This window comes from Paraglaciecola sp. T6c, from assembly GCF_000014225.1.
GTDB classification, from domain to species: domain Bacteria; phylum Pseudomonadota; class Gammaproteobacteria; order Enterobacterales; family Alteromonadaceae; genus Paraglaciecola; species Paraglaciecola atlantica_A.
Genome location: NC_008228.1, coordinates 4,999,589 through 5,012,945, shown reverse-complemented (window position 1 = coordinate 5,012,945; position 13,357 = coordinate 4,999,589). Strand labels below are relative to the sequence as shown.

The 13,357-nt window shown below is 44.4% G+C and carries 7 protein-coding genes; 3 read left to right on the top strand and 4 right to left on the bottom strand.

Translation table 11 applies throughout. The features are described 5' to 3' along the window. Positions 1–254: 254 nt before the first annotated feature. From PATL_RS21350 to PATL_RS21335, 4 genes are all read right to left on the bottom strand, one after another. Positions 255–1,103 carry a MurR/RpiR family transcriptional regulator gene (locus tag PATL_RS21350; protein WP_006991515.1) on the bottom strand — a complete coding sequence of 283 codons (849 nt, stop codon included), beginning with the start codon at positions 1,101–1,103 and terminating at the stop codon, positions 255–257. A 244-nt stretch (positions 1,104–1,347) separates the two neighbouring features. After that, entirely contained in the window at positions 1,348–1,749 is a 402-nt protein-coding gene (locus tag PATL_RS21345) for an NUDIX hydrolase (protein ID WP_011576854.1), read from the bottom strand. A 123-nt stretch (positions 1,750–1,872) separates the two neighbouring features. Continuing rightward, the gene (locus PATL_RS21340; protein WP_011576853.1) at positions 1,873–3,774 is read right to left on the bottom strand and encodes a glycoside hydrolase family 3 protein; all 1,902 of its coding nucleotides are present in this window, start codon (positions 3,772–3,774) and stop codon (positions 1,873–1,875) included. Positions 3,775–3,919: 145 nt separating this feature from the next. Next, a complete protein-coding gene (locus PATL_RS21335) occupies positions 3,920–6,946 on the bottom strand; it encodes a TonB-dependent receptor (RefSeq protein WP_011576852.1) in 3,027 nt (1,008 codons plus the stop codon). Positions 6,947–7,435: 489 nt separating this feature from the next. Here PATL_RS21335 and pbp4b point away from each other — a divergent pair, with 489 nt between their 5' ends. From pbp4b to PATL_RS21320, 3 genes are all read left to right on the top strand, one after another. After that, complete coding sequence (gene pbp4b, locus PATL_RS21330) at positions 7,436–9,892, top strand: penicillin binding protein PBP4B (RefSeq protein ID WP_011576851.1); 2,457 nt, start codon at positions 7,436–7,438, stop codon at positions 9,890–9,892. Between the two features lie 190 nt (positions 9,893–10,082). Next, a complete protein-coding gene (locus tag PATL_RS21325) occupies positions 10,083–11,627 on the top strand; it encodes a serine hydrolase domain-containing protein (RefSeq protein ID WP_232283269.1) in 1,545 nt (514 codons plus the stop codon). Positions 11,628–11,890: 263 nt separating this feature from the next. After that, complete coding sequence (locus PATL_RS21320; protein ID WP_011576849.1) at positions 11,891–13,357, top strand: RimK family protein; 1,467 nt, start codon at positions 11,891–11,893, stop codon at positions 13,355–13,357.

Sequence of the window (13,357 nt, the reverse complement as noted above, 5' to 3'; positions counted from 1 at the left end):
ATATCGTAAAAACTTTGTTAAACAGTGTTAATAACTATTTACATTGACTTTTAATTGACCGTTTAAAGGTGGGTAAATGAGCGAAAAGGCTAAAATTTGAGCGCTGCCGATTCGTACGAAAATTTAGTGGTGCTAAAGATTTCTAATACCATCAGTAAGTTAAGCTGAGAAATTTTGCAATAAAGCAGATTAGCGTTAAAACAGCCTTTATTACGGCTATTTAACGCCAAAAGAGCGAGTACTAAGGTGGAATGTTAAGAAGATTGCCTAAAGTCACTGACCACTGAGTTCGTTTTCTCAAGTAATTGGCGACCTTGTCTTGATGATTGAGTGATCGCAATAAACAATATGTCGATAATAAACTCTTGAGCAGTACGGGCCATTATCGATGACAAACGCGCTGACTCTTCTTCTGCTACTGAATATAGTTTGATATCTGCAAGATCAGATACCGGCGTTGCGCCATAGCGAGTTACCGTGATCACTTTACAGCTGTTTTGCTTGGCCTGTTTCACTACATTGACAATTTCACGGGTACTGCCGGATTCGCTGATGGCAAACACCAAATCGTTTTCAGACAAGGTAGCAGCAAAGGCCAACTGGGCGTGCATATCAGGCTCTTCAATGGCTAACATGCCAAGTTTTTGCAGCTTATAGGAGAAGTCTTTCCCTACCAGAGCTGAACCACCTAAGCCACAAATCAAAATGCGCTTAGCTGATTTGAGTAATTCCACAGCTTGGTGAAACGCGGCTTCTTCATTAAGGTTTTTAGTCTCGGTTAATACTGCGACTTTGCTGCTAAGTAGCTTTTCTGACACTTGTTTGAAGCTGTCATTGAGGGTGATTTTACCGTGTAGATTGCCCTCACTCGCAGTTGAATTTAATGCGTCTATTACCCCTAGCTTGAACGCTGGATACCCTTTGTATCCAAGCTTTTGGGCGAATTTCACCACACTAGATTGACTGACGCCAACGACATTCGCGAGTTCTTGAGATGACAGATCCCTTACTGCATTTGATGAACTAAGTACAAATTTAGCGAGCTTTAATTCGCTATTAGAAAGGGTATCTTTAATGGCTTTTATTTTTGTGAAAGTAGACATTAAGCAACTCTGAGTAATAATTTATTATTTAGTTTACCGTAATTTTAACAATTTACGCGTAAAAAATTGTGAATTTATGAGCAATTAGCTTACCGCTAGTGCCGATGTTCGGCAAAGATAAATCGATAATTTATTCAAACTCTTTTAGCGTAGTATAATTTAAAATTGTTTGTATTTTGCACATTATTCCATTGCGTTAAGCAATCAAAAGCCTAGCTAAAATTTCGACTTTGATACACAAAGTTCAAAACGCATCACTGACCACTTGACCGTTATACGCGGCGCATTGTTCGACGCGCTGCTTCTGTATTTTTGACAGTGAATTAAGATCAAAATAACCGTATTCACTGTGCTCGTCACTTAGACTTATGGCCTGTTTCCCCAAGTGAACTTTAAAAATGCAGGCCTGAGAGTTATATGCACTATGAAAATACACTCCAGAAAGGTACTCAATTTCCACCTGCACACCTAATTCTTCTTGGCACTCTCGCAACAAAGCTTGATGAATGGTTTCACCAGGCTCAAGAGCACCACCGGGTAAACCCCAAGCACAATGACCATAAGTGGCCTTTAGCAATAAAACTTGTCCTGTTTCATTGAAAATAACGCCATGGCTGCTGATGCGAAATGTATCGTTAAACGCCATACACATCCCTCAATTTATCTGCTGTTAAAAGAATATTATTTAAGCTCGGTCGCAGTTCACGTTTCACATAAAATACCATAACCCATCAACAAGACAGTGCTAAGGGCAGAAAATTTCATTTAGTTAATGCTGAATCTTACCAATGCTAACTGGCAGCGATCCCGAGGCCTGTTGATTACCGAACAGAATATTGGCCAAAGCGCGATAAATAGGACCTTCGTAGTGGGCACGGGCTGCTCCGTTTTCATCTAATTGCTCAGTAACTTGGGTGTTATAAGCAAAGGTCGCCAAAATGCCATCCAGATAATCTGCGTACTGGGTCACTGCATAAGGGGTGCGCATACTCACCATAAGCGATTTTTGATGGGGTTTAATGTCTTTCAGTAAGGTGAGAAGCTTGGCATCCAGCGCTTCTTTATTCGGTCTTGAGCGCCAATCAATAATATCGTCCATTCCCCCCATTTCAACCAAGCTTTGCTGCGGGGTAATATCGGTGTAAATCACTAATTGTGCGTCACGCTGTAGGGCAAGAAGGTTATCTGTTGGCTCGCTCACTAAGCTGGCACAGCTCATTGTCAGTTCAGGCCGTGGGTCAAATGTGTTAAGTGCATCAGTTAGTGCAGTTGTCATGGCCATGCATTTACTCTTGTCTGGCATGACGAGATGAATGCGCTTAGTGGATTGGCTTATCGGCCATGCTTGCTGATTTTTAATCGCCACAATGGCGTTATCCGCTAAGTCTTGCTCTATTTTTAGATGAGCAGGCGCAGCCAATATACTTTGCGCCCGAGCGAGTGCTTTGGCTGGGGATAACTGGGCAGTATTAGACGGAATATAATTGTGTTTTAAGGTTTGAATACGCGCTACTGACGTCTCTATTTCAGCTAACGTTACGTCGCCAATTTGAACGGCATAAGCTAGATCAGCAATCATTTTTTTAAGCTTAGGAATGTCCTGTGCAGTGCGAATAGCCAGTGGCATTAGTGCGATGTCAGTACCCGCCTTGAATGTTTGCAATACCGCTTGGGTAGGCTCATAAAAATGGGCGATGGCGGCCATATCTAACGCATCTGTGATGATCACGCCCCGAAAGCCCATTTGGTCTCTGAGCAAGTCGGTTAAAATTGCCCGAGACATGGTAGCCGGTAGTATTGTCTTGCTGCCGTCAGTGGCAGTAAATGTTGAGCTATCAAGGGCTGGGTATTGAATATGTGCCGTCATGATCATGCCCGGATCGCCATTATCAATGGCGTATTGAAATGGCGCTAAATCTACCGCTTTTATTTTGTGTAAGTCATGTTCAACCAAGGGTAAGCCCGAGTGACTATCGGTGCTGGTATCCCCGTGCCCAGGAAAGTGTTTCAGCGCAGCAATAATGCCGTTTTGTTGCATTGCCTGCATTTGAGCTAATCCCAGTTCAGCCACCACTTGTGGGTCTTCCCCGAATGAGCGCACGTTTATCACAGGGTTTTCTGGATTGACGTTTACATCAACTGAAGGAGCAAAATTAACGTTAAAACCCAGTACGGCTAACTCTTTAGCAATCACATCACCGCTAAGCGTGGCAAAGTGTGTTCCATGTTCGGCGTATGTGGCACCAATGGCCATATTGCCGCTAAATGCAGTACTAATATTTTGCGGGATGCGCACCACGCGCCCGCCTTCTTGATCGATAGAGATAAGCAGTGGAGAGTGCCCGCCACTGGCTGAGGCTGCTTGCAAGTCACGATTCAGGCGAAGCATTTGTTCTGTGTCGACCAAGTTATTGGCAAATAAGATTATGCCGCCTACACCTGTGTCAGCAATCATTTCTTTAAGGTCATCGGGTAACGTGGTGACAGGTGTAGTGCAGCGCTGTGTGGTTGCATCAAGCTCGTTTTCATCACAGAAATAGCGAATATCGAGCATCAGTTTTTGCGCAACTAAGGCTTCAATTTTAGGATCGATTGATGGTTTGCTTGTGCATGAAATACAAGCGATAACGAAGAAAACGACAAAACACAAACGCAACGGCCTAAAGCCCATGACTCACTCCTGAAAATAAAAATATATGGCGGTACTTAGTTGTACCGCAATAAAATAACGCGTGAAGAAAATAAAAAAATCCCCGCCAGAAGCGGGGATAAACAAACAACTACCTGTATTCGCTAAGGTAAGTCGCTAAGCTGGGTTAGTAGTTTAGGCTAACCGAAAGTTGAACACGGCGAGGGTTAATTAAGTTTCGTGCCTCACCAAAGGTGGCGCTAGAAAGAATGGGTTGATAGTTATAACCCGTCTGTCTGTCGAAAACGTTAAACACATCGGCTTTAAACTGAAGCTCTAAGTCTTCGGTAATATTGAAGGCTTGGGCGTAGTTTAAGTCTAACTGCCAATGGCTTGATTCACGACGGCTGCCAGCAGGTTCAGAGTAACGAATAGTAGAGCTTGAATAACCATAAGCGCCACCGTCCCACTCTTCCCAAACATCGCCAGATTGGAAGACAAAGTTAAAACCGATGTCAGCGTTCCAATCTGTTGTGTAGTAACCCAATGCTTTTAATACATGAGGACGGTCACCATTTAAAGTGCCTGACTTGCCATCCCACAACATGCGACCGCGACCATCACCTAAGTTAGATGAGCCAACAAACAAGTTACCGTCAGACGCTGTGCTAGTGACGTCTTGGTCATAGTTACCGTAGTAGTGGCTCCATACATAAGACACGTTCAAGTAGTAATTGTCGCCGGTGTAATCACCTTCGATGCTCCACTCGTAGTAGGTGTTTTCAGCGCCATCTAGTTCGGCAATAACATAGCTACCGTCACTTGCAGATAGTCCCATGCTGGAATATTGCTCAGCTAAATCAGGAATAAACAAGCCTTTATCGCGCAAGTTTTCAGGTACGCCACCAAACGGGCCGTAATCGCCATAAGTGCGGGCATTGTTAGGCTGATCTTCCCACGCATGTGAGGCCTCGCGCTGACGTAAATGGGTGCGAACGAAGAATTCGTTTGATATGTATTTCGTCATACCAATAGTGATTTCGTCCGTGCGACGTGCATCCATGTCATCTTGGAATAACTTACCTGATGAACCGTTTGCTTCGGTATTACCAATAAACGCACCGTCCGCATCAAAATAAACTACTTGGGTTGATTGGTTGTTGCGATCCCATGAGGCCGCGCGGGCTAGTGAGGTAGTATCTGGGTTATAACTCGCGAAGTTAGCAAACACGGTATCGCGACCGTTATAGGCCCAAGTGATGCCGAGTCTAGGTTGGATCATGTCCATAAAATCAAGCTCATACATTTTGTACTTGTTGCCAGGAGCGACTTCGTAACCTGATGCATTCGCTGAGTTTTCTCTTAGACCTTGTCCGTACAAAGTATCGTTGCTAAACAAGAAACCAACGTTGTAAGTGAAGTCACCGTGCTCAATGGTATCATTCACTTCAATGTTGATGACTTCTGATGTTGACGTTAGCGGATTTAAGTTTTCTTCACCATTTAAACTGTTGGAATATACTGTTGCGCTGTAATAGATAGCTTCGTCTGTTTCAAAGTCGGTATCTACACCCAACCCGCCGTTATAGCTGATTGAACCCCAACCATTTGACAGTCGAGTGAGCACTTCTTCGCTTTCTTTCCACTGTCCACCAATATGAATATTGTGAACGGTATTGCCTAGCTCCATTTCGTGGTCAAGAGCAACTTCAAAGCTCTTACGAGAGAAATCTTGATTATTAATAAGTGAAGCGCCACCAATATTACCGCCACCCGTTAATACGCCTGCATCATCGGTATAACCATAGGTATCGATTAATGCTTGAGCTGTTTCTGCATCAAAACCTTCATCTGTTTTAACGTTCGGTACGGTAAATGAACCTTGCTGATCAAGATTATTCACATCAAGCGTGCCACCAATAGATGGGATAACACCTGAGAAATTAGTATCAGGGCGGCTAGAGTTCTCGTTCTTAAAATCACTGTATTGGAAGGTTAACGTCGTATAGTCGTCGATAATATATGAACCGTCGAACGTAAAAATGTCTTGTGATACCGAGCTACCTTCTGAAGTGGAATCAGTAGACTTGGTTCCTACTGAGTCGCCGACAACGTCTTTATCAGAGGTTCTGTAGCTGACGTTAAACAATAAGTCTTCGGTAGGTGCCCAAGTTAATTTACCGAAATATTCATCACGATCACTTTCGTATTGCTTGGTCGGTCCATACGCCGTTTCTTTATTATCGCGTGTTATCTCAGGGCCGAAGTATGAACCATAAAAATACAATTCATCTTCAATCAATGCGCCGCTAACATTGGCGCTCATCCACGTTTTGTCTTCATCAAAATTCGCATCTGTACCTTCAGTTGTATCACGATCGGCGGATAAGCTTGCAGGCTCGATACGATATTCTACACTGGCATGAAACTCGTTAGTGCCTGATTTAGACAAGGTGTTGATTGCTAAACCACCTGCGCGGTTAAAGCCGATTGCTTTAGCGCCCCCACGGTCGATTGATACGAACGCAATATCTTGGGTTGATGGTTCAGATGCAAGGTTACCGTACATGGGTAATGATACGTCTACCCCATCATAACCGTATTTGTTATCTCGGCCAGAACCGCCAGAGTTAGGGCCAAGAGTGGCATTTTCTGAATACTGCACACCAGGAATAATGGCGAGCAAAGAGCGGTAGTCTTGACCAATGGGTACGCGAGATAAAACGTCTTCGCCCAAAGAATTAGTTAATGAAGAGTCTCCTTCGCGGCTGATGCGAGAGCCGATAATTTGAATCACCTCGGTGCTATCAGCAGGTGCTGCTTCAAATGCCACATCAACGTTAGATGTTTGGTCTAACAATACGTCGACTTGGGTTTGACGAACTGTGCCATCAGCAGAGGTGAAGGTCAGGGTGTATTTACCAGGCTTAAGAGCCGGTAAAACATAGCTACCATCCGCTTTTGTTTTAACCGTTCTAGGTTTTGGCATCACGTTACTTGATGCGGTGACAGTGACATCGTTTACCGAAATATCAGTCGCTTGCGTTTCAACCTTACCTTTAATGCCACCGGCTTGCTGTGCTAATGCTGCAGGAGCACCAGCTAGAGAGCTTGCTAGTAGTACAGCTGAGAGAGTGGTTGCGCGATTGTTCCATGCACCTTGCATGGCACGGTAAATCCGTTGTTGTATGAAATTTCTAGATTGTGTTGCCATGTGTTCACCTATTTGTTGCTTGTGCTTTTTTATTTGAGGACGACGACTCATAAGCCTTCATTAAGTAGTTTTTATTATTGTTGTCTGAGCATTTAACAAACAATATTTGATATCGTCAAGAATAATATGTTCTTTATTGTTGCTTTTTTAGTAATAATTTATCTTTAAAGAGAGTGTTTTAAATCCACAAACTGCCAGTAAATAGGGAGCACACTAAGGTCTAAAGGTATGTTTTATTACCTTTTTAGTCCTTTACTGGATCGAGGAAGTTAACTCGATCGAAAAACACATCTGCTGAAATACAGAAAATTTCCAAGGTTAGCCTGTGGATTGCGTGTCTGCTGAGCAGTGTTGATAATCTGTACATTAAGTTATGGAATTATTATTCAAATTATTTATTATATCTGTAATTAATTATTCAAAAGTGAGTGCTTTTGAGTATAAATAGTGATCTGGAAGATTCACAGGCAACGGGATATCCTCAGTGTTATGAAAAAACGTATTACGAGTTGGCAGCGATCTGTCTTGATATGCTTATTAACGGTAGCCATCGTCAGTTGTGCGACCCTACCGATTAGTGAAATGCCCTCAAAAAACTTTAGCCATCGGGTAAAGTTTCTAGTGATGCATTTTACCGCTATTGATTATCAAAAATCGGTTCACGCATTGGTGGATGAAGGCGGATTGAGTGCTCATTATCTTATCCCTGAATCTAATGATCCCAGTTATCCTAAAGACTCGTTAGAAATTCTCAAATTAGTAGATGAAGACAAACGTGCTTGGCATGCTGGTAACAGCGTGTGGCAAGGGCGCAGCGAATTAAATGATTCATCCATAGGCATCGAAATAGTCAATGTGCCTGAATGCCACTTTGACAAAGAGGCCAATACAACCTCTGAGCACGGCGAGAACCGCTTATGCGTATTTCCCGATTACGACCCGAAGCAAATCGAGCTATTAATTGCCTTAAGCCAACAAATACTGGCCCGTAATCCAGACATATCGCCTACTAAAGTGGTGGGGCACTCAGATATCGCCCCGTCGCGTAAAAACGATCCAGGCCCAAGGTTTCCTTGGTTTGAGCTGTACCAAGCTGGGATAGGTGCTTGGTATGAAAACGAGACTTTTGAGGCCTATTGGCAGCGTTTTAATCAGTACCAACCGAATATTGGTCTAATACAAAGTGCTTTACGTGCCTATGGCTACAATGTGCTGGAAACGGGCATACGTGATGAACAAACAAGCAATGTGATCAGTGCGTTTCAAATGCACTTCTTACCCTGGCAAGTGACCGGTAAAGCAGACAGTAAAACCGCCGCCGCTGTGTTTGCCTTACTCGATAAATACTTCCCTAAAAAAGCCAAAAAATTGATGGCCCGCTACATTGACGAGCAAGTGGCTGAGTCAACAGAGCCGATGGCGATAAAGCAGGGGCAAGTGGATGAAGTATTCCCCATGCAGGAACGCAGTACTCGGCAATGGGTAAACGACCGTGAACGTTTTAAAGCGTACCAGGGGCGGGGTGAGATTCAGATTAATAGTCAAGGTGCAGAGCAAGCTGATATCTACGTTAATGGGCAAAAACTCAATATAGCGCAACCCTTTGCGCCAAACGAACGGTACCAGTACAGCTTGAAGCGTCGTACCAAAGACGGCACTAACACCTTGCGCGTAGAGAATATTTTACCAGAGGGCAGCGAGCTCAAAGTGACTATTCCGTCACCTATCCTAATGGACACCAGCACGTCTCAGCACAATCGTTTTGCTCAAGTCGATGCACTTATTCAGCGAGATATCAATAACGGATTCCCCGGTGCGGTATTGTTGGTGGTAAAAGACGGGGAAATCGTAAAACGAACCGCATACGGTGATGCGCGACAATACGCTGATGGAGGAGAGTTGCTCCCCGAGTCGCAGAAAATGCAGGTCGATACGCTTTTTGATATTGCTTCGAACACAAAAATGTTTGCTACCAACTTGGCCTTGATGAAGCTGGTAAGCGCAGGCAAATTAGACGTCAATGCGCCTATTCAGCGCTACATGCCAGACTATAAAGGTGGCGGGCGAGAAACGCGTTTAGTGCGCGATTTACTCACCCATACCGCTGGTTACGCCCCTCAAGTGCGGTTTTTTACGCCTGAAAATGGCGTCAGTAAGAGCTTGTATTCCCAGAACCCACAGCGAACGGATCAGTTACTGCTAAACCGTGTGCCATTTGCCATGGGGCGCAATGTTAAAGCGGTATACAGTGACACTGACTATATGTTACTGGGCATGTTGGTTGAGCGTATTACGGGAATGGGACTAGATGCCTACGTTGAGCATCAGATTTATCAACCATTGGGGTTGAGCAATACCTTATTTAACCCGCTATTAAAGGGCCGAGCAAAAGGTGAATTTGCCGCCACCGAAATACAAGGCAATAGCCGGGGTGGTCGTGTCAACTTCGATAATATGCGCGAGTATGTGTTGCAGGGTGAAGTGCATGATGAAAAAGCCTTTTATTCACTTGGCGGTGTAGCAGGTCATGCTGGGTTGTTTTCTACCGTAGACGATTTAGCCGTGCTGGGGCAGTTGTTATTGAACGGTGGTGGCTACGGCAAAACTCAAATCTTTGATGAAGCAGTGTTACAGCAGTTTATTAAGCCAGAAGAGCGGAACGACAGTTATGGACTTGGCTGGCGCCGAGCAGGCCATGGCCAAAGCAAATGGCATTTCGGTCCTTACGCTAGTGCTCAGGCTTATGGTCATACGGGCTGGACAGGCACCGTATCAGTGATTGACCCCAAATATGACTTGGCTATTTTCTTGCTCACCAATGCACGGCACTCAAAAGTGCAAGAAGACGAAAGCGGCCATGTCGAATTTGCAGGTAAAACGTTTGAAACCGGCAAGTACGGCAGTGTGATTAGTTTGGTGTACGAAGCAATTCTAGACAGTAAATAAACGCTGGGCAGCCTTGCTTCAAAGGCTAAGGCTGAAGCATTGCTCCCAAATACAAAACGCAAGGGTAAAGCCCTAACATGCATTTAAGGCAAGCAACACTATGATTTTCAGCGGTCGCAACAGCATTAATCTCATTATCTCATGTTTGTGTTTGGGGAGCGTGATATGGGCAACGACGACAGGAGCACAAGTGAAGCAAAATGAGCGTCATCAGCCGATCGTAAACACATCAAAAATAGACATGCAGATCAGCAAAATCATGGAGAGGTTACATATTCCAGGTGTGGCGGTTGGCGTGATCAAAAACGGTAACGTGGTGCTCGAGCAAAGCTACGGTGTGAAGAATATTCACAGCAATGAGCCTGTGGATGCACAAAGCCTATTTAAAATTGCTTCAAATACCAAAGCCTTTACCGCGGCCGCGCTAGCGATATTGGTTGATGAGGGCAAACTAAGCTGGGATGACCCAGTGGTAAAGCATCTGCCTGACTTTCAGTTACATGACCCTTGGATAAGCGCCCATTTTAGCATTACGGATTTGCTGACCCATCGAAGCGGCTTAGGCCTAGGGGCAGGAGATTTAATGCTGTGGCCAGAGCCTTCCAGTTTTAGCCGCCAAGAAGTGGTGCATAATCTGCGTTTTCTAAAACCCACAGGGCAGTTTCGCGCTGACTACGCCTATGACAACTTGCTGTATATCGTCGCAGGTGAAGTGGTCGCTGCAGCAAGTGGCCAGCCTTGGGAGCAATTTATTGAAAAACGTATTTTTGCGCCCCTAGGCATGCAGCATTGCTACGCGGGTCATGTTCCTCAAGCGCAGCAAGCATTGGCGGCAACCCCGCATGGCATGGTGGATAATAAACTAGCGACCATAGTGCGTGATGTTGATACCAGTAAACCGAATGTATCAGGCGCCGCTGGTGGTATTCAATGCAGTCTAGAAGACATGCTGATTTGGGCTCAAGTGCAGCTCAATCAAGGTAAAACAGCAGATGGAAAACAACTGTTTTCAACCACCCAGCACCAACAGATGTGGTCGCCAAAAACGATCATGCCGGTTTCAAGTACGGATAAGCGCCATAACCATAGTCACTTTAGTGCCTACGGCTTAGGTTGGCGCTTAAATGACGTAGACGGGAAGTTGCGAGTGCATCACAGTGGCAGCCTGGCGGGTATGTATTCCTACGTAAGTTTCTTTCCAGAACTTGATTTGGGCATAGTGGTGCTGACGAACCAGCAATCCAGTGCGGGGCGAAGTGCACTCATGTATACCTTAATGAAACCCTATTTAGGCGACAACGAAACAGATTGGCTAAAAGTGTTTGCCCCCAAGTTATCGCCGTCAAACAACAAGGCAGTAAGTAACTATATGGCGAATAACAAAACCGCTCAAAAAGCACAGCAACTTGTTGCCGTGACTGCCGGCTCCCTAAATGCAGCGTTAGGTGCTTATCGTGATGATTGGCTTGGGGATTTCTTTTTAGAGCAAAAAAACGGCCGTATTCAGTTACGCTCAAAAAGAGTGGTAAAGCTTGTGGGTGGGTTATACAAAGGTGATGAAAATGACCATTTTTTGGTGCGCTGGGATGACAGAAGCCTAGAGGCAGATGTGTACGCCAAGCTCTACCGTGACCAAAACAATGCCATAACCTTTATGAAGCTTATTCCTGTGCATGCTAATATTGATTTTAGCTATGATTTTCAAGATCTTACTCTGTATAAAATGATTGAGTAAGCAACTGATTTGCATCGTTTTTTATCATTAATGCTTGGGCGTTATTAAACGCCCATTTTAACACAAAAATAAATATCACTTTTTCGCAAAAAAATGTTGATTTAATCTACGTAAAGCCTATATTCCGCTCCAATATCATTGCCCAGACCATCCTACTGATGTGGCAAGCATGAGCTGTTAATTTTCTAATTGATTTTGCTTGGCTTGTTACGTTGATGGCGTGTCCTAAATACAAGTCAAATTGCTATTTGGAGCGCTGTAAAATGTTTAAAACGATTGTTGTGGTGGATAATGCCGAAGGCTTCCCCGAGCTGGACGCGAGCGTTATTGATTTCGCCCAGTACCTTGCCGACTACCCTAAAGTAGGCGAGCCTAAAACCCGTATTATTAACCTATGTGACACAGATAAATATTTGAGTCAGGGTTACTACTGCTCTCTGTTGGCTGAAGCACGTCAACACAAGGTGTTACCAAGCGTAAACACCATTAATGATTTGAGTGAATCCCTGACTGACCAAAGCAATGTGCTGACCCCAGTGCCTAAATATATGAGCACGGACTTATACGCCCATATTGACGATGAGTTACCCCAAGAAATTTTAGTGTTTTTCGGCTGGTCGCAAAATGAGCGCCACAAACGTATTGCTAAACACGTGTTTGAACGTTTTCCTGCGCCTATTTTGCGGCTCACTTTTAGCCGCGACGAGAAAGGCTTGAGCGTACAGCCAAAAGCCTTGGGTATCCGTGAGATTGATTCAAACTTGTGGCCGCTATTTGCTGAGCGTTTAGAGCATTTTACTCAGAAGTATTGGCGTAGCCGTAGCAACAAAAAACGTTTCCGTTGGGACATGGCTATTCTGGTAAACCCAGAAGAGAAAACCGCGCCTAGCGACAGCAAGGCAATCCAAAACTTTGTGAAAGCAGCAGAACAGGTAGGTATTAATGCAGAGGTGATCACCGCCAAACAAGGGCCCATGATCAGTCAATTCGATGCATTGTTTATTCGTGAAACGACCGCGATAAACCATCACACCTACCAACTTGCCCGCAAAGGTGAGCAAGAAGGGTTAGAAGTGATTGATGATGCAACCTCTATTTTGCGTTGCTGCAACAAAGTGTTTTTGCATGATGCGTTTAGCTACAACAAAGTGCCGTCACCGAAGAGTCGTTTTGTGTCTAACTCGAGCGACCAAACCTGTGAGCTGCTAGAAGCTGAGTTTAACTACCCTATGGTGCTAAAACTTCCTGAAAGCTCGTTCTCGATTGGCGTGTTTAAAGTTGAAAACTTGGTTGAGCTAAAACTTAAGTTGGTTGAAATGTTACGCCAGTCAGCCTTAGTGCTGATCCAAGAGTTCGTGTACACAGACTACGATTGGCGTATCGGTGTGCTAAACGGCCGAGCAATTTACGCTTGTCGCTACTTTATGGCGCGTAACCATTGGCAAATTTACAACCATAGCTCGAAGAAACACTTCTCTGGTGACTTTGAAACCTTGCCCACGTTTGAAGTGCCTAAACCAGTGCTTGATGCAGCGGTAAAAGCCAGTGCTATTGTGGGTAAAGGTTTATACGGTGTAGACATCAAACAAGTCAACAATCAGGTTTACGTGATTGAAGTGAATGACAACCCAAGCTTAGAGTCGAAAGTGGAAGATTTGTACTTAGGTAAAGAGCTATACATGTTGGTGATGCAAGAATTCGCTAACCGTCTTGAGTTACGAGGCAAATAA